Origin of the sequence: Stenotrophomonas sp. SbOxS2, assembly GCF_013416715.1 — a bacterium.
Taxonomy (GTDB): Bacteria; Pseudomonadota; Gammaproteobacteria; order Xanthomonadales; family Xanthomonadaceae; genus Stenotrophomonas; species Stenotrophomonas lactitubi.
In genome coordinates, this window is sequence record NZ_JAAVXD010000009.1 from 191,760 (window position 1) to 209,011 (window position 17,252).

At 68.0% G+C, this 17,252-nt stretch carries 18 protein-coding genes and 1 riboswitch; of the genes, 9 read left to right on the forward strand and 9 right to left on the reverse strand.

Features of this window, described 5'->3' with window-relative positions:
• Window positions 1-85 precede the first annotated feature (85 nt).
• Genes HFK18_RS21330 through HFK18_RS21340 form a run of 3 tightly spaced genes read left to right on the forward strand, consistent with a single transcriptional unit; the run spans window position 86 to window position 2,534 of the window.
• The gene (locus HFK18_RS21330) at window positions 86-1,156 is read left to right on the forward strand and encodes a class I SAM-dependent methyltransferase (protein ID WP_180167775.1); all 1,071 of its coding nucleotides are present in this window, start codon (window positions 86-88) and stop codon (window positions 1,154-1,156) included.
• A complete protein-coding gene (locus HFK18_RS21335; protein ID WP_180167776.1) occupies window positions 1,153-1,854 on the forward strand; it encodes a pseudouridine synthase in 702 nt (233 codons plus the stop codon). Before HFK18_RS21330 ends, HFK18_RS21335 begins: the two co-directional genes overlap by 4 nt.
• The gene (locus HFK18_RS21340; protein ID WP_180167777.1) at window positions 1,851-2,534 is read left to right on the forward strand and encodes an HAD family phosphatase; all 684 of its coding nucleotides are present in this window, start codon (window positions 1,851-1,853) and stop codon (window positions 2,532-2,534) included. The genes HFK18_RS21335 and HFK18_RS21340 overlap by 4 nt, the downstream gene beginning before the upstream one ends.
• 98 nt (window positions 2,535-2,632) lie before the next feature.
• On the opposite strand, the gene fabB is transcribed toward HFK18_RS21340, so the two are convergent.
• Together fabB and fabA are read right to left on the reverse strand one after the other, a co-directional pair.
• A complete protein-coding gene (gene fabB / locus HFK18_RS21345; RefSeq protein WP_025878419.1) occupies window positions 2,633-3,841 on the reverse strand; it encodes a beta-ketoacyl-ACP synthase I in 1,209 nt (402 codons plus the stop codon).
• Window positions 3,841-4,356 (reverse strand): 3-hydroxyacyl-[acyl-carrier-protein] dehydratase FabA, encoded by a 516-nt coding sequence (gene fabA / locus HFK18_RS21350; protein WP_165376167.1) that lies wholly within the window; start codon window positions 4,354-4,356, stop codon window positions 3,841-3,843. The genes fabB and fabA overlap by 1 nt, the downstream gene beginning before the upstream one ends.
• Window positions 4,357-4,547: 191 nt before the next feature.
• Here fabA and dinB point away from each other — a divergent pair, with 191 nt between their 5' ends.
• On the forward strand, window positions 4,548-5,636 hold the full coding sequence (gene dinB, locus HFK18_RS21355; RefSeq protein ID WP_180167778.1) for a DNA polymerase IV: 1,089 nt from the start codon (window positions 4,548-4,550) through the stop codon (window positions 5,634-5,636).
• A gap of 298 nt (window positions 5,637-5,934) precedes the next feature.
• On the opposite strand, the gene HFK18_RS21360 is transcribed toward dinB, so the two are convergent.
• Together HFK18_RS21360 and HFK18_RS21365 are read right to left on the reverse strand one after the other, a co-directional pair.
• Complete coding sequence (locus HFK18_RS21360; RefSeq protein WP_180167779.1) at window positions 5,935-6,846, reverse strand: MBL fold metallo-hydrolase; 912 nt, start codon at window positions 6,844-6,846, stop codon at window positions 5,935-5,937.
• Window positions 6,847-6,944: 98 nt separating this feature from the next.
• Entirely contained in the window at window positions 6,945-7,583 is a 639-nt protein-coding gene (locus HFK18_RS21365; protein WP_180167780.1) for an NAD(P)H-binding protein, read from the reverse strand.
• Between the two features lie 106 nt (window positions 7,584-7,689).
• Here HFK18_RS21365 and HFK18_RS21370 point away from each other — a divergent pair, with 106 nt between their 5' ends.
• Genes HFK18_RS21370 through gph form a run of 3 tightly spaced genes read left to right on the forward strand, consistent with a single transcriptional unit; the run spans window position 7,690 to window position 10,126 of the window.
• Window positions 7,690-8,619 carry a LysR family transcriptional regulator gene (locus HFK18_RS21370; RefSeq protein WP_180167781.1) on the forward strand — a complete coding sequence of 310 codons (930 nt, stop codon included), beginning with the start codon at window positions 7,690-7,692 and terminating at the stop codon, window positions 8,617-8,619.
• Window positions 8,616-9,407, forward strand: coding sequence for a class I SAM-dependent methyltransferase (locus HFK18_RS21375; protein ID WP_180167782.1), 792 nt, complete (start codon window positions 8,616-8,618; stop codon window positions 9,405-9,407). Before HFK18_RS21370 ends, HFK18_RS21375 begins: the two co-directional genes overlap by 4 nt.
• A gap of 50 nt (window positions 9,408-9,457) precedes the next feature.
• A complete protein-coding gene (gene gph / locus HFK18_RS21380; RefSeq protein WP_180167803.1) occupies window positions 9,458-10,126 on the forward strand; it encodes a phosphoglycolate phosphatase in 669 nt (222 codons plus the stop codon).
• A 78-nt stretch (window positions 10,127-10,204) separates the two neighbouring features.
• Here gph and btuB read toward each other — a convergent pair whose 3' ends face one another.
• Window positions 10,205-12,046, reverse strand: a complete 1,842-nt coding sequence (gene btuB, locus HFK18_RS21385; RefSeq protein ID WP_180167783.1) for a TonB-dependent vitamin B12 receptor — start codon at window positions 12,044-12,046, stop codon at window positions 10,205-10,207.
• A gap of 117 nt (window positions 12,047-12,163) precedes the next feature.
• Window positions 12,164-12,385: riboswitch (cobalamin riboswitch) on the reverse strand.
• 176 nt (window positions 12,386-12,561) lie between these two features.
• Here btuB and HFK18_RS21390 point away from each other — a divergent pair.
• A complete protein-coding gene (locus HFK18_RS21390) occupies window positions 12,562-13,140 on the forward strand; it encodes a histidine phosphatase family protein (protein WP_089238474.1) in 579 nt (192 codons plus the stop codon).
• 33 nt (window positions 13,141-13,173) lie between these two features.
• On the opposite strand, the gene HFK18_RS21395 is transcribed toward HFK18_RS21390, so the two are convergent.
• Together HFK18_RS21395 and HFK18_RS21400 are read right to left on the reverse strand one after the other, a co-directional pair.
• Entirely contained in the window at window positions 13,174-13,536 is a 363-nt protein-coding gene (locus HFK18_RS21395; protein ID WP_180167784.1) for a TfoX/Sxy family protein, read from the reverse strand.
• Complete coding sequence (locus tag HFK18_RS21400; protein WP_180167785.1) at window positions 13,533-14,015, reverse strand: GAF domain-containing protein; 483 nt, start codon at window positions 14,013-14,015, stop codon at window positions 13,533-13,535. The genes HFK18_RS21395 and HFK18_RS21400 overlap by 4 nt, the downstream gene beginning before the upstream one ends.
• A 67-nt stretch (window positions 14,016-14,082) precedes the next feature.
• On the opposite strand from HFK18_RS21400, the gene bioD reads away from it, so the two are divergent.
• Window positions 14,083-14,769: a dethiobiotin synthase gene (bioD, locus tag HFK18_RS21405; RefSeq protein WP_180167786.1), complete on the forward strand. Its 687-nt coding sequence runs from the start codon at window positions 14,083-14,085 to the stop codon at window positions 14,767-14,769.
• Window positions 14,770-14,851: 82 nt separating this feature from the next.
• On the opposite strand, the gene HFK18_RS21410 is transcribed toward bioD, so the two are convergent.
• Window positions 14,852-16,294: a PLP-dependent aminotransferase family protein gene (locus HFK18_RS21410; protein ID WP_180167787.1), complete on the reverse strand. Its 1,443-nt coding sequence runs from the start codon at window positions 16,292-16,294 to the stop codon at window positions 14,852-14,854.
• A 212-nt stretch (window positions 16,295-16,506) separates the two neighbouring features.
• Window positions 16,507-17,244, reverse strand: coding sequence for a peptide-methionine (S)-S-oxide reductase MsrA (gene msrA, locus HFK18_RS21415; protein ID WP_180167788.1), 738 nt, complete (start codon window positions 17,242-17,244; stop codon window positions 16,507-16,509).
• Between the last annotated feature and the right edge of the window lie 8 nt (window positions 17,245-17,252).

Consider the following 17,252-nt stretch of genomic DNA (forward strand, 5'->3'; position numbering starts at 1 on the left):
GTTGAAGTTTCGCAAAGCGGCGGCCGGGGCCGGGCCAGACAAGCCGGTACAATGGACGGCCCTCACGCTTCCAGTACCCGCGCCGATGGCATCCAGCGACGACGCCCCCCTGCAGACCCTGTTCCTGCCGTTCTCCAGCGGCGCCCTGCGCTGGCCGGAGGGGCCGGTGGCCTTCCTGCGCGCCCGTGACGGCTGGCCCCTGCGCGAGCAGGCCGGCGGCCGCGAAGTTGACTGCGAGCAGAGCTTCGCTCCGTTCGCGCAGCCGCTGCAGCAGGCCGCTGGCTGGACCGTCAGCGGCCAGCTGGATGATGCTGCCGGCCGCGGCCGTTACCCGCTGGTGCTGGTGCTGCCGCCGCGCCAGCGCGAGGAAGCCCGCGCGCTGTTCGCCCGCGCCCTGGCGCTGGTCGCCGAGGGTGGCCGCATCGTGGCCTGCCAGCACAACAACGAAGGCGCCCGCTCCGGCGAAGGCGACCTCAAGCAGTTGGCCGGCCTCGGCGGCAGCCTGACCAAGAACCACTGCCGCGTGTTCTGGACCGCACCGCTGCAGGGCCAGCATGACGCGGACGTGGCCAAGCGCTGGGGCAGCCTGGACGCGGTGCGGCCGATCGTCGGCGGCCGCTTCCTCAGCCGTCCTGGCGTGTTCGCCTGGGACCGCATCGATCCGGCATCGGCGCTTCTGGCCGAACATCTGCCGGCCGACCTGGCCGGGCGTGCGGCCGACCTCGGTGCCGGCTACGGTTACCTGTCGCGCGAGCTGCTGGAGCGCTGCCCGAAGATCACCGCGCTGGACCTGTACGAGGCCGAGAAGCGCGCGCTGGACCTGGCCGAACTCAACCTCGCGCCGCCACCGCGCCCGGTGCCGCTGCGCTTCCTGTGGCGCGATGTCACCGCCGGCATCGAGCCGGACTACGACGTCATCATCAGCAACCCGCCGTTCCACACCCCCTCGCGTGCGGATCGTCCGGACATCGGCCAGCGCTTCATCGCCGTAGCCGCGCAGGCGCTGCGCCCGGGCGGGCGCCTGTACGTGGTGGCCAACCGCCACTTGCCGTACGAGTACACGCTCAACGAGAGCTTCGGCGCGGTCCGCGTGGTTGCCGAGCGCGATGGCTTCAAGCTGGTCGAGGCAGTGAAGGGCAAGGGGAAGGCCCGGTGAAACTGGTCAAGCTCATCGCCAACCTCGGCTACGGCAGCCGCAAGCAGGTGCAGTGGATGTTCCGCGAAGGGCGCGTCACCGACGCTGACGGCGAGGTGCTGTATGCCGACGACCAGGTGCCGCATGAAGCGGTGCGGGTCGATGGCGAGCCGCTGGACCCGCCGGTGGGCCTGTCGCTGGCGATGTACAAGCCGGCCGGCTACACCTGTTCGACCAAGGACAAGGGCCGCCTGATCTACGACCTGCTGCCGCCGCGCTTCCGCGACCGCGACCCGGTGCTGTCCACCGTCGGCCGCCTGGACCGCGAGACCAGCGGCCTGCTGCTGCTGACCGACGATGGCAACCTGCTGCACCGGATCATTTCGCCGAAGTCGAAGCTGCCCAAGGTCTACGAAGTGGAGCTGGCTGAAGACCTGCGCGGTGACGAGATGGCGCTGTTTGCCAGCGGCACGCTGATGCTGGAAGCGGAGAAGACGCCCCTGCTGCCGGCTGAACTGCAGGTGCTCGGGCCGCGCAAGGCGCGCCTGATACTGCACGAAGGTCGCTACCATCAGGTACGCCGCATGTTCGCTGCCGCAGGCAACCACGTGCAGGCACTGCACCGCAGCCGTGTCGGTGGCCTGGACCTGCAGGGACTGGCCGAAGGGCAATGGCGGCTGCTGACCTCCACCGATCTGGATACGCTGTTCGCTCCATGACCTCCATCGCTGCGCTGCCGTTCCTGCCTGACGCCGTCATCTTCGACATGGACGGCCTGATGATCGACAGCGAGCGTGTGTCGCTTGCATGCTGGAGCGAGGCCGCAGAGGAGTTCGGCCTGCCGCTGGATGCCGACTTCTTCGTGCGCATGGTCGGTCTTGGCGACCGCGACAGCCAAGCGCTGCTGCGCCAGCAGGGGATCGAAGACAGCGTGATCGAGGCGATGGCGGCGCGCTGCCATGATCTGTACGAGGAACGCACGCAGACAGGGTTGCCGCTGCGCCCGGGCATCCTAGAACTGCTTGAGTTGTTGAAGTCGCACGCGGTGCCGCGTGCGGTGGCGACCTCGACCCGGCAACCGCGGGCCAACCGCAAGCTGGCCGCGACCGGGCTGCTGCCGTACTTCGATGCGGTGGTTGCCGGTGGCGACGTGGCGCGGGCCAAGCCGGCACCGGACATCTACCTGCTGGCCGCGCAGCGGCTGGGCAAGGCACCGGAACGCTGCCTGGCGCTGGAGGATTCCCCAGCCGGCACGCGTGCCGCACTGGCTGCGGGCATGACCGTGATCCAAGTGCCGGACCTGGTGCATCCCGATGAAGAACTGCGTGCGTTGGGCCACCGCATCGTCGGCTCGCTGGTGGACGCGCACGCGCTGCTGCTGCCGCTGTTGCCGAGGTAGCTGCCAACCTTGGTTGGCACTGAGCCGAGCATGGGCTCGGCTCTACATCCATGGCAACCGCTCTGGTAGGTGCCAACCTTGGTTGGCACGCTTTCAGATCACACCCTGCCGAACACCAGCGCCGCGTTGGTGCCACCGAAGCCGAAGCTGTTGGACATCACCGTGTCCAGCTTCTGCTCGCGGCTTTCGCGCAGGATCGGGAAGCCTTCCACCCTCGGGTCCAGCTCACCGATGTTGGCCGAACCGGCCACGAAGCCGTCGCGCATCATCAGCAGGCAGTAGATCGCTTCATGCACGCTGGCAGCGCCCAGCGAATGGCCCGACAGCGCCTTGGTCGAGGACAGCGGCGGAATCGCATCGCCGAACACCTCGCGGATCGCACCCAACTCGGTCACATCACCCAGCGGGGTCGAGGTGCCGTGGGTGTTGAGGTAATCCAGCGGACGGTCCACGTTCTGCAGCGCCATCTTCATGCAGCGCACGGCGCCTTCGCCGGACGGGGCGACCATGTCGGCGCCATCGGAGGTCACGCCATAACCGATCAGCTCGGCATGGATGTGCGCGCCACGTGCCACGGCGTGGTCGTAATCCTCCAGCACCAGCATGCCGCCACCACCGGCGATGACGAAGCCATCGCGGTCCTTGTCATACGGGCGCGAGGCGCTGGCGGGGGTGTCGTTGAAGCTGGTGGACAGTGCACCCATCGCATCGAACATCACGCTCATCGACCAGTGCAGGTCTTCACCGCCGCCGGCGAACATGATGTCCTGCGCGCCGTGACGGATGAGGTCGGCAGCCGCGCCGATGCAGTGTGCGGAGGTCGCGCAGGCGGCCGACAGCGAGTAGCTGACGCCCTTGATCTGGAACGCGGTGGCCAGGCACGCCGACACGGTCGAGCACATCGTGCGCGGCACCATGTACGGACCGACCTTGCGCACGCCACGGCTGCGCAGCAGATCGACCGCACCCACCTGCCATTCGCTGGAGCCACCGCCGGAACCGGCGATCAGGCCGGTGCGCAGGCCACTGACCTGCTCCGGGGTCAGCCCCGCATCGGTGATGGCATCGGCCATCGCCAGGTAGGCGAAGGCGGCGGCATCGCTCATGAAGCGCTTCTGCTTGCGGTCGATCAGCGCGTCCAGGTCGAGGTCGACACGACCGCCGACCTGGCTGCGCAGGCCGGCTTCGGCGTGGTCGGCCAGCGCGGTGATGCCGGCGCGGCTCTCGCGCAGGGCGGCCGAAACGGTATCCAGATCATTGCCGAGGCAGGACGTGATGCCCATGCCGGTGATGACGACGCGACGCATCAGAAGCTCCCGGTTTCAGTGAACAGGCCCACGCGCAGGTCGCGGGCGTTGTAGATCTCGCGGTCGTCCACGTACATGCGCGCGTCGGACTGGGCCATCACCAGCTTGCGGTTGATGACGCGACTGATGTCGATCTCGTAGCGCACCAGCTTCGCGTCTGGCAGCACCTGGCCGGTGAACTTCACTTCGCCGCAGCCCAGGGCGCGGCCCTTGCCGGGGGCACCCAGCCAGGTGAGGAAGAAGCCGGTCAGCTGCCACATGGCATCCAGGCCCAGGCAGCCGGGCATCACCGGGTCGCCGATGAAGTGGCAGCCGAAGAACCACAGGTCCGGGCGGATATCCAGTTCGGCGCGTACCATGCCCTTGCCATGCGGTCCGCCGTCCTCGCGGATGTCGGTGATGCGGTCGAACATCAGCATCGGGTCGTTGGGCAACCGGCCGGCGGCAGCGCCGAACAGTTCACCGCGTGCGCTGGCCAGCAGCTGGTCGCGGTTGAACGCGTGGAGACGAGTCATGGAAAGCGCAATCCTGGAAGCGAAAACAAGGCAACGAGTTCCCGAGGATGCACGACGGATCAGGCGGATATCAAACCGCCTCTCCGTACGCGTGCGTAGTGTTTTCAGCTGAAACCACGCATCCCGTTGATGCACAACGACCATACTTCGGCGTCTGGACGGGTACGGTGCAGGTATCATGTGGGCCAACCATGAACGCACTGCGCAAGATCATCCACGTCGACATGGACGCCTTCTACGCGTCGGTGGAGCAGCGCGACGATCCGTCACTGCGCGGCAAGCCGGTGGTGGTGGCATGGCGCGGCGCGCGTTCAGTGGTGTGCGCCGCCTCGTACGAGGCGCGCGTGTTCGGTGTGCGTTCGGCGATGCCGGCACTGCGCGCCGAGCGCCTGTGCCCGGACGCGGTCTTCGTGCCGCCGGACTTCGCGCGTTACAAGGCGGTGTCGCGCCACGTGCGCGAGATCTTCCTGCGCCATACCGACCTGGTCGAGCCGTTGTCCTTGGACGAGGCCTACCTGGACGTGACCGAGCCGAAGAGTGGCATCGAACTGGCCACCGACATCGCCCGCACCATCCGCGCGCAGATCCGCGAGGAAACCAACCTGACCGCTTCAGCCGGGATCGCGCCGAACAAGTTCCTGGCCAAGATCGCCTCGGACTGGCGCAAGCCCGACGGCCAGTTCGTGATTCCGCCGCAGCGGGTGGACGCATTCCTGCTGCCGCTGCCGGTGAACCGCGTGCCCGGCGTGGGCAAGGTGATGGAAGGCAAGCTGGCGGCGCGCGGCATCGTCACCTGCGGCGACCTGCGGCAATGGACGCTGCCGGACCTGGAAGACGCCTTCGGCAGCTTCGGCCGCAGCCTGTACAACCGCGCACGCGGTGTCGACGAGCGGCCGGTGGAGCCTGACCAGCAGGTGCAGTCGATCTCTTCGGAGGACACCTTCGCCGAGGACCTGCTGCTGGAAGACCTGAGCGAAGCGATCGTGCAACTGGCCGGGAAGACCTGGCAGGCCACGCGCAAGACCGAACGCATCGGCCACACCGTGGTGTTGAAGCTGAAGACCGCGCAGTTCCGCCTCCTTACCCGCAGCTTCACCCCGGAACGCCCGCCCGAGTCGATGGAAGAACTGCGCGACATCGCACTTTCATTGCGCGCCCGCGTCGACCTACCCGCCGACACCCGCTACCGCCTGGTCGGCGTCGGCCTCGGCGGCTTCCGCGAAAAAGAGCCGGTGGTGCAGGGCGAATTGTTCGAGCACACCCAGACCGATCGTCCCTGATCGTTCATCCACGCATGTCTGGATCTGCGTGTCGACCAAGGTCGACACCTACCAAGGGCAGGCCATGCCATCCAGACAGATTGCGGAGATCTGTCGAAGGCGGGGTGGGTCCGGTTGCGGGGGTGTCCGCGGCATGGATGCCGCGGCCAAGCCTACAGGGACGTATTCACGGCGTCCCCCGCAACCGGACCCACCCCGCGATCCCACGGAACGCCCGCTTTTGCCGTTGCCGTTGCCGTTGCCGTTGCCGTCGATTCGGCAGGTGCAGGGCGCAGCCCTGCAAAAGAAAACCCCTACCTTACGGCCACTGCATCTCGCCCTTGGCCACCTTCGCACTCAACTCCAGCGACGCCACGCCCGCCAGCTTCGGATAGCGCGCCTGCATCGCCTTCACCAACGCCGCACTGTCCTTGGCCTTGGCCGTTTCAACATCGAAGGCGCGGATGTAATCCGCCGTGAAGCGCAGCGCACTGGCATCCAGTGCCGCACCCTCCGCGTAATGACCGGGCACCACCACCTTCGGCTTCAACGCCTGCAGCTGCTGCAGCGTGCGCAGCCAATCGGCATGCGACTGCGGCGTCTGCGTGTCGGCCATCCACACATGCTCGCCGGCCACCACCGGAATGCCACCGACGATCGCGCGCAGTGACGGCACCCACAGCACGCTGCGGTCCGGCGTCGGTCCATCCAGGCCGATCAACGGCAGGCGCTGGCCTTCCAGCTGCAGTGCATCGCCTTCCAGTACCGCTGGCACCACGATGCGTGCGGGAGCGTCGGCGCCCATCTTCGGCCCCCAGTACGCCAGCTTGCCGGCCTGGGATTCACGGATATGCGCCACGGTCTGCGCGGTGGCGACGATGCGCGCCTGCGGGAACGCGTCCTGCACGGTGGCCAGGCCGAAGTAATAGTCCGGATCGCCATGGCTGATGTAGATGGTGGTCAGCTGCTTGCCGCTGGCGCGGATCTGCTCGACCAGCCGGCGCGCATCGCCGGCAGCGAACTGCGCGTTGACCAGGATCGCGTCGTTGCGCCCTTCGATCAGCACCGAAGACACCGAGAACATCGCCTGCGGGCCGGGATGGAAGGTCTGCAGGTGCAGCTGGGATTTCGCGGCGCTGGCAGGCGCAGGGGCGGCCGGTGCGGCCAGCAGCGGGGTGCTGGCGAAACCTGCAGCCAGCGCGAGGGGGAACAGCAGGGCAGCGGTACGCATGGGAGGTGTCCTTTGGGATATTGAGCCGAGCATCGGCCCAGCGGGGGAGGTAGCGCCGGGCGACGCCCCGCGGGCATGAAACCCGGCGCATGCCGCGATCAGTACGCTGCAGTGATGATCTGCTTCGGGTACTTGCGCGCTTCCAGTTCGGCGACGAACGCGGCGCCGTAGTCGGCGTAGCTGATGCGGCTGTGGCCGCTGGCATCGGCGAGGAAGGCCTTGGGCTGCACGCGATACTGCCCACGCTCTTCACCCGGGCCGATTTCGGCCGCCGGCGAGAAGAAGGTCCAGTCCAGGTCATCCACTGCCTGCAGGCGGTTGAAGGCTTCACGGTGGGCCAGCGCGTAGGGCTTGTAGGCTTCCGGGAAGGTGGGGGTGTCGACCAGCTGCACGCCGGGGGCGACTTCCAGGCTGCCGGCACCACCGACCACCACCAGGCGCGGCACGTTGGCCTTGCGGGCGGCGTCGGCCAGCTGTGCGGCAACCTCGCCGACGCGGCCGATGTCGTCGCCCGGGCGCGGGCCGTAGGCGCTGGCCAGCACATCGTGGCCGGCAATGGCGGCGACCAGGGCATCCTGGTCGTCCAGCGAGGCGATGACCGGATGGGCGCCGCCCAGCTCGGCCGGCAGGTCCTGCGCGCTGCGCACGATGACGGTCAGTTGGTGGCCGTTGGCCAGCGCGTGGCGGGCGATCTGGCGGCCGATATTGCCGGTGGCACCGACGAGGGCGATCTTCATGGCAGGACTCCGTGGGGGTGGTGGCTGGGAATGGGGCCACTGTAGGCCGCTGCAGTCGCTCGAAAAACAGCGTATAACGCGCTTGTTTGTTGCATGGATCGAGCAGATGGACCGATTGACCGCCATGACCGTATTCGTCGAAGTTGCCGAGCGCGGCAGCCTGACCGCCGCCGCCGAGGTGCTGGACATGTCGCGGGCGATGGTCAGCCGCTACCTGGCCGAGGTGGAGGGCTGGCTGGGCGCGCGGCTGCTGCACCGGACCACGCGGCGGGTCAGCCTGACCGGGGCCGGTGAAGCCGCGCTGGCGCGTTTCCGGCAGATGCTGGCAATCGGCGAGGAACTGCAGGGCGAGCTGGCCAGCGACGATCCCGAGCCACACGGAACGCTGCGCATCACCGCCAGCGTGTCGTTCGGGCAGAGCCATCTGGCGCGCGCAGTGGCCGCCTTCGTGCAGCGTCATCCGGCCGCACGCATCGAACTGCTGCTGGTCGACCGCACGGTCAACCTGGTGGAGGAGCGCGTCGACCTGGCGGTGCGCATCGCGCGGCAGATCGATCCCAGCCTGATCGCACGTCGCTTGGCGATCTGCCGCTCGGTGCTGTGCGCGACGCCGGCCTATCTGCAGGCACGTGGCACGCCGACTGCCCCCGAACATCTCGCCGCGCACAACTGCCTGACCCATCACTACGTCGGCAAGAGCCTATGGCAGCTGCATCGCGAAGGGCGTTCGTTGTCGGTTGCGGTGGGCGGCAACATCAGTGCCAATGAAGCATCGCTGCTGCTGGAGGCCGTGCGCGCCAATGCCGGCATCGCCATGTTGCCGACCTATCAGGTCGCACCGTTGCTGCGCAGTGGTGAGCTGATCGAACTGCTGCCCGAGTACAGCCTGGACGAGCTGGGCATTCATGCCGTGTACGCCTCGCGCCGGCAACAGCCCGTTATCATGCGGCGATTCCTGGATTTCCTCGCCGAGTGCTTCGCCAGCCCGGCCTTCCAGGATCTGGACTGGCGCCCTTCGGGCAAGGAGAACACATGAACCAGGGACAGGCGTTGATCGACCACAACCGTGCTGCCTGGGACCGCCAGGCCAGCGAGGTGCGCGAGTGGTCGCGACCGGTGGATGCCGAAACGATTGCCGCCGCACGCGAGGGACGCTGGCAGGTACACCTGACGCCGCGTGCGTTGCCGCTGGATTGGCTGGGCGATGTGCGTGGCAGGCGCATCCTGTGCCTGGCCTCGGCCGGTGGCCAACAGGCACCCGTGCTTGCCGCGGCAGGCGCCGAGGTGACCGTGTTCGATCTTTCCGACGGGCAGCTGGCGCAGGACCGCGCCGTCGCCGACCGCGACGGTCTGTCGCTGCGCACCGTGCAGGGTGACATGCGTGATCTGCAGGCCTTTGCCAGCGACAGCTTCGACGTGGTGTTCCATCCCATATCGAACCTGTACGTGCCCGACGTGCGTCCGGTGTGGGCCGAGTGCCGCCGGGTGCTGGCACGCGATGGCCTGCTGATGGCCAGCTTCTACAATCCGGTGGTGTTCGTTGCTGCGCGTGATGCACAGCTGAGCGAGCAGGGCCTGATCCGCCCGCAGTACGCGATTCCCTATTCCGACCTGGAAGACCTGGAGCCAGCCGCGCGCGAGGCCAAGCTGGCCCGTGGCGAAGCGCTGACATTCGGCCACAGCCTGGGGGATCTGATAGCAGGGCAGCTGGAGGCCGGGTTCGTCATCGACCGCTTCATGGAAGACTGGCAGCCGCAGCCGCGCTTCCTGATCGACCGTTACCTGCCGACCTTCCTGGCCACCCGCGCACGCCGGATCGGCTGAAGACGCGGGCGTACAATGGACGGCCCCACGTTGCACGAGTGAGCCGTCCCTTGTCGTATCCCTATCCGCTGGTCGTGTTCGACCTCGATGGCACGCTGGTCGACAGCGCCGCTGATATCGCCGAAGCACTGAACCGCACGCTGCAAGACATCGGTCTGGCGCGCGTACCCGAAGCCACCGTGCTGGGCTGGATCGGCGACGGCGTGCGCCGGCTGGTCGAACAGGCGGTGCAGGCCGCCGGGCGTCAGATCGATCTGGCAGCGGTGATGCCGACCTTCATGGTCCATTACCGCGAATGCCTGCTGCGCAGCCCGCAGCTGTTCGCTGGCGTAGTGGACGCGCTGGCGCAACTGCGCGCATTGAACGTACCGCTGGCGATCTGCACCAACAAGCCGGCCGCGCTGGTGCCGCCGTTGCTGCAGCACCTGGGCATCGCCGAGGCCTTCGCGCTGGTGCTGGGCGGTGATTCGCTGCCGCAGCGCAAGCCCAGCGGCGAGCCGTTGCGGCATATCGCCGCGCATTTCGAACTGCCCGTTGATGCGTGCCTGATGGTGGGCGACTCGCTTACCGATTACCGCGCTGCCGAAGACGCCGGCATGCCGATCGCCCTGGTGCGCTACGGCTATCCGCGAGGACTGGACCTGGAAAACGCGCAGGCCGTCGCGGTAATCGACGACCTGCGTGAACTGCCGGGATTGGCTGCGGTATCGGCGATCTGACCCGCCGGTAGCGCCGGGCCATGCCCGGCGGCCCTTCGATCTGGCGCCCCGACGCCGGGCATGGCCCGGCGCTACCACTTACCTGGGCTGGTAACGCACGCTCAGCTGATACTCGCGGCCTGGCTGGTTGAACCACGCCACGGTTTCGTACTCGCGGTCGAACACATTGGCCACCCGCGCCAGCACCGACCATGCCGGGGTAAGCGCGTATTCGGCGCGCAGATCCAGCGTGCCGTAGCCGCCGACCTTCACCGCGTTGGCGGCATCGTCGTAGCGCTTGCCCGCGCCCTGTACGGTCAGGCCGGTGCGGAAGTCGCCGAAGCGGCGGTCGATGTCCAGGCGCGCGGTCTGCTGCGCACGGCGTGCCAGCCAGTTGTCGAACTGCGCGCTGCCGTTGGTGCGGTTGCGCGGGTCGGTGAAACTCAGCTGCGCGTTGATGTCGAAGCCGGCCACGGTGGCGCCGCCGGTCAGTTCGGCACCGCGGATGCGTGCCTTTTCGACCTGCTGCATGCGGAAGGTGGCCGCGTCGTAGGTGATCAGGTCATCGATGCGGGTTTCGTACACGTCCAGGCCCCAGCGCCAGCCCTGGCCCTGCTGCGAGATGCCGAGGTTGGCACTCTTGGACTTCTCCGGGTCCAGCGTCGGCACGCCGCTCCACGGGTCGTACAGGTCGCTGAAGGTCGGTGCCTTGAACGCGGTGCCGTAGCTGGCGTTGACGCGCAGGCCGTGGCCCAGCTCCATCGCCCAGCCGAGGCTGCCGGTGGCATGGTTGCCGAACTGCTGGTTGTCATCATTGCGTGCGCTGGCCTGCAGCTGGTGACGGCCGAAGCGCGTCTGGTACTGCAGGAACACGCCGGTATTGCGACGGCTGTCGACCAGGTAACCGGCGCTGCTGCCGTCCAGGTTGTCTTCGCTCCAGTCCACGCCGGCACTGAGCAGCTGGCCTTCGGCCACACCGATGTCGGCCTGCAGCGAGGCGCTGTCGCGGTGCGTCTGTGCGCTGCCGCGTGCACCAAAATCGCCGAAGTTGTCGGACTCGTTGTCGCTGCGGCCGACATTGGCAGTCAGCGTCAGCTGCTCGGACGGGGTGTAGCGCACCTTGCCGGCCAGCACCTGCTGGCGGGTCTCGGAGTAGTTGTAGTAGCCGTCGTAGTGGTTCTTGCCGTCGGCGCGCAGGGCGCTGCCTTCCACGGTCCACTGGTCGCTCAGGTTGTAGCCACCGCGCAGGCTCTTGGACAGATTGCGGTAGCCGTCGCGGTCGGGTTCATCGGCGAAGCAGCCGGCAAACAGCGTGGCCGAACCGCGGCAGGCATCGATGCCGTCCGAATGCTGGTAGGCGATGTCGGCGCCGAACCAGCCGCGTTCGGTGCCACCGCCGATACCGCCACTGGCTTCACGCAGGCCGTTGCTGCCGCCGCCCAGCTGGAAATGCGGAGCGAAGTCGCCCTGGTTGCGGCGGGTGAAGATCTGGATCACGCCACCGATGGCGTCGGCACCGTACAGGCTGGACTGCGGGCCGCGCACGATTTCCACGCGCTCGATCTGCGCCAGCGGCAGATCCTGGTACATCGCCAGGCCGAGGTCGGCGCTGTTGATGCGCACGCCATCAACCAGCACCACGGTATGCGAAGAGTTGGTGCCACGCAGGAACAGCGAGCTCTGCTTGCCGAGGCCACCGGCATTGGTCAGGTTGATGCCGGCGCGGCCCTGCAGCAGTTCCTGCAGCGAGGTGGCCTGGCTGGATTCGATCTGCGCACGGTCGATCACCTGCGCAGGCGCAATGCTGTCCTGCAGGGCGATCGGCGTGCGGGTGGCGGTGACCAGCACCTGATCGAGGTCGGCGGCGCGATCTTCGGCCAAGGCCAGCGCAGGAAGAGCGGCCAGCACGGCCAGGGACAGCATTCGGGACTGCAGTTTCATCGGGGGGACTCCAGGTGCCGCGCACGCCCGCGCAGCGAAGGGGAGGAGTCACAACAGGCAGGCACGCGCCGATGCCGTGGCCACCGCCACAGACATCCAGCGCCATGCCCACCGCATCGCGACCTGAGGCTTCCGGGCCGGTCTCCGGGCTCGCCGCCGGGTGGCCCGAGGCCACCGTCCAGGCGCCTTCCCATGCCTGCGGCACAGTGGCGGGTTGCCTGGAACTGACGTGCTTACCGTTGCGGGGGCAGCGCCGGCATGGCGTGTTGTCACGCGTCACCGGCTTCCCGTTTCAACCTGCCGGCAGGGCCGCAGGTCACCTGGAAGTGCGCGCAGTCTACGGCATCGCGGCCGGCCCGTAGCGCCGCACCTGCGCGGTTGATCAGGTGCGTATGTGCCTGCACGGTGCAGCAGACCTGCGCCAGCGCCTAGAATGCAGCTCGAATTATCGTGGTGCCGTTGCCGATGTCCGTCTGTTTTCCGCTGTTCCCGCGCCGCCCTGACTGGGCACGCGCATGATCCTCGACCTGGTCCGCCATGCCGGCAACGGTCGCGATGAGTTCCTCGATGGCCGCAGCGATCCGCCGCAGCTGGCCCGCCTGCCGCAGGAGCTGGTCGATGCCTATGCCGGGCAGTCGTGGGAACGGGTGATCAGCTCGCCGCGCCTGCGCTCGCTGCATACGGCGATGGCACTGGCCACACCGCGCGCGCTGGACGTGGAGGCGGACGAGGAGTGGGAAGAGCTGGATTTCGGCGACTGGGATGGCCAATCACTCTTCGACCTGCCGGAAGACGCGTTGGCCGCTTTCCACGCGGATCCTCACGCGTTTCCGCCGCCGCATGGCGAGAGCTGGGGCCATTTCGAACGGCGCATCGCACGCGCGCTGGATCGACTGCTGGACGACGACGACCCGGCGCCGACGGTCGTGGTCAGCCACGGCGGTCCGCTGCGCATGGTGCTGTCGCAGGTATGTGGCCTGCCGATGTCGCTGTGCTGGGCGCTGCGCATCGACCACGGCACCCGCCTGCGCGTGTGGGTCGAGCGCGGTGAAGCAGGGCTGGTGGGCGAGCTGCTGGAGCTGCAGCAGCCCTGAGCGCGCTCGCCGGGCATGGCCCGGCGCTACCGATCAATCCTCGTCGGTGCTTTCGGCCGTGCCTTCTTCGCCGTCGTCCTCGGCGTCGAAGCGCTGCTCATGCACCGGGCCCGATGCCGGACCTGCCGCCTTCAGCGGATGCACCGCGATACGCGCTTCGTAGTCCTGCACCAGTGCGGTGCGCTGCGGTTCGCTCAGTTCCTGCCAGTGGCAGTCCAGCAGCGCACCTTCCAGCGAGTACAGCAGGTTGAGGCTGGGCTTGAAGCCGGCGCGCTTGACCTTGACGAAGGCGCCGACGGCACCGATGGCAACCAGATCCTCGCGGCTGCGCAGGCCCACCTGGCGCAGCCATGCCGCACTCTTCGGGCCGATGTTGCGCAGCTTGACCGCGCTCACGCCAACGCCCCGACGAACACCTGGGCGATGGCTTCCAGGCCGGCCTGGTCCTCAGCATCGAAGCGGCCGACGACCGGGCTGTCGATATCGAACACACCGATCAGCTCCTTACCCCGGAGCAGCGGCACCACCAGCTCCGAGCGCGATGCGGCATCGCAGGCGATATGGCCGGGGAAGGCCTCCACGTCTTCGATGCGCTGGGTCACACGCTGGCTGGCGGCCGCACCGCACACGCCCTTGTCCAGCGGAATGCGCACGCAGGCCGGCAGGCCCTGGAACGGACCGACCACCAGTTCCTTGCCGTCATACAGGTAGAAGCCCACCCAGTTCAGGTCGGGCAGGGCGTGGTAGACCAGTGCAGCGAGGTTGGCCGCATTGGCGATGCGGTCGGACTCTCCGTAGACCAGGCCACGGGCCTGTTCCAGCAGCTGGGCGTATTGTTCCGGCTTGCTGCCGGTGAGCGAGGCGTTGGCGAACATGGCCGCAGTCTAGCAAGCGTGCCGGGCCAGCGATAATGCAGGCTCTGTTGCCCTGCTGGAGCCTGTGATGTCCCTGCCTGCCACGTTGCCGACGGCCCTGTTCGTCACCGGCACCGATACCGAGATCGGCAAGACCGCCGCCAGTACCGCGCTGCTGTACGCGCTGCGCCGGCGCGGCCTGCGTGCGGTAGGCATGAAGCCAGTGGCCAGCGGCAGCCACGATCTGGGGCAGGGGCTGCGCAACGACGACGCGCTGGCACTGCAGGCCGCCAGCCTGCCGGTGCCGGACTATGCCGATCTGAACCCCTACGCATTGCGCCAGCCGTTGGCGCCGGAGCTGGCGGCGGCAGAAGATGGCGTGCGCATCGAACTGTCCCCGATCGTGGCGGCCTTCGAACGCCTGCGCGCACAGGCCGACGTGGTGGTGGTGGAGGGCGTGGGCGGCTGGCTGGCGCCGCTGTCGGCACAGCTGGACCAGCTTGACCTGGTGCGTGCGCTGCGGCTGCCGGTGGTGCTGGTGGTCGGCATGCGCCTGGGTTGTGTCAACCACGCGCGGTTGACCGCGCAATCGCTGCAGGCCAGCGGCGTGGACTGCCTGGGCTGGATCGGCAACCACATCGATCCGTCGATGCAGCGCCAGGACGAGAATTTCGCGACCCTGCAGCAGCGCCTGCCGATGCCCTGCTGGGGACGGCTGCCGCATCTGCCGGAAGCCGGTGGCGAAGCATTGAGCACACACCTGCACGACGCGTGAGGGTAGCGCAGGGCCATGCCCGGCGAGCGCTCAGCGCGGCAGGCAGAGAAGCCGCCGGGCATGGCCCGGCGCTACCAATCCATCAGCCCGCCACCAGCTCCCGCGCGATCGCACCCAACCGTTCCACCGCACCGATGAAGCGCGCGTCCAGGGTCTGGCAACACGACAACCGCAGGCAATGCCGGTACCGCGCGCCACGCGAATACACCTGGCCTGGCATGAACACGATGTCCTCTGCCAGTGCGCGCTCGAACAGTTCACGGGTGTCCACGCCCGGCAACTCCAACCACAGCAGGAACCCTCCCTGCGGCTCGGTCGCGCAGGTGCCGGCAGGGAAATGCTCGGCCACCAGCTGCCGCAGGCGACCGACCTGTTCGCGGTAAAGGCGGCGCATGCGATGCAGGTGGTGCTCGTAACTGCCTGCTTCCAGGTAGGCGGCCACCGCATCACCGAGCAGCTGCGGTTCACCGCCGGTGGACTGGAATTTGAGCAGCGCGATGCGTTCGGCGAAGCGTCCGCCATCGAGCCAGCCGATCCGGTAGTCCGGTGCCAGCGTCTTCGAAAAGCCACCGACCACCATCACCCAGCCATCGCGATCGAACGCCTTCAGCAAGGGGGCCGGCGGCTCGCAGAACTGCAGTTCGGCATACACCGCGTCTTCGATCAGCGGCAGCTGGCGCGCGTTGACCAGCTCGGCAAGGCGTTGCTTGTCGGCGATCGGCATCGTGCAGCCCAGAGGGTTGTGTACGGTCGGCATCACCACCAGCGCCGCCAGCGGTGTGTGCTCCAGCAGTGCGTCCAGCGCATCCACGTCCAGGCCACGCTGCGGATGGGTGGGCAGTTCGATCGGCTGCAGGCCGAGGGTGGTCAGCAAGGGGTACAGGTTGAAGTACGAGGGCGCCTCGATGCCGACGGCATCACCGGCCTGGGTAATCGCGCGCAGGGCCAGCTGCAGCGCCTCCATCGCGCCATGGGTCAACAGCAGGCGCTCGGCATGGGTATGCAGGCCCAGCCGTGGGCCTCGCCGCACGATCTGCGCCAGCAGGCGCTGCGAACCATTGGGGCGGGCGTAGGTTTCCACGGTCTGCTGGCCATGACGCAGTACCTGCGCGGTGTGCCGCGCCAGCTGCGCACCCGGGTAGAACTGTCGTCCGCGCGGGCCGGCAAAGGCCAGGTCGACCACGCCGGGGCGGCGCTGTGCTTCCAGCACGCGGGCCATCAGCACCTGCTGCAGCGGCGCGGTCGGTGCTGACGGCGCATCGCGCAGCGATCGCTGCGGCGCCGACAGTCGCGGCGCGACTTCGAATCCGGCCTTCGGCCGTGGAATGACCAGTCCGGCGTCTTCCAGCTGGCGATAGGCCGCAATCACGGTGTTCAGGCTGAGCTGGCGCTGCGAAGCCATCTGCCGCAGCGACGGCAACCGGCTGCCGACCGGCAGGCGCCCGCCGTGGATGGCTTCAGCCAGCTCGTCCGACAGCCGCTGGTAGCGGGGTGGGAACATCGTGGTGGTGTCTTCTGTATCCATCGACTCGACCCGCATCTGGTTCTGTACCCATGATGCCGACGAGCCTAGCATGTCGTTGTCGGCCGGGCCTGATCGGGGCCGGGTCGATACTTCCCAAGCGCACGGCCCTGTGGCCGTGCGTCTTTTTTTGTTGTGTGTAGAGCCGAGCCCATGCTCGGCTGCTCTTCCGCCAACAGCAGCCGAGCATGGGCTCGGCTCTACAGAAGAGGGTGTCACCGCATCGGTACCAGCGCCGGATCGCGCCGGTACAACGCCGGGAACTGCTTGCCCAGCGCGGCCAGCTTGGGCGCGTCGTAATAGCGGATGTACGCGGCCTGCGGGTAGTTGCTCATGTAGTTCTGGTGGTAGCTCTCGGCCGGGTAGAAGCGTTGGCCACTGCCCACCTGGGTAACGATCGGCGCACGGTAGCTGCCGGCCTGGCCGAGCTGGCCGATGTAGGCGCGGCTTGCTGCCAGCTGGCGCGTGTCATCGACGAAGATCGCCGAGCGGTACTGGCTGCCGTGATCGGGCCCCTGCCGGTTGAGCTGGGTCGGGTCGTGCACCACCGCGAAGAACACCTGCATCAGCTGCCCATAGCTGACCTGGCGCGGGTCGTAGTCCACCTTCACCGCTTCGGCGTGGCCCGTGCGGCCACCGCTGACGCGCTCATAGCGGGCATCGGTGGCACTGCCTCCGATGTAACCGGACACCGCGTTGCTCACGCCTTTGACGTGCTGGAACACGCCCTGCACGCCCCAGAAACACCCGCCGGCGAAGACCACGCTGGCATGGCTGGCGTCATCGCGGAAGGCCGCATCGCCGCTGGGCGCAGGCAACGCCTGCACCTGCGCCGTGGGCTCGGCTGCTGCGGCCACCGCGCCGTGGTCCACCAGCAGCACACCCGCGATCAGCGCGGTGGCAACCAGGCCGGCGACGCCGGCGGCAATGCCCTGTTCGAAGGAGAGTTTCATCGTGTGCT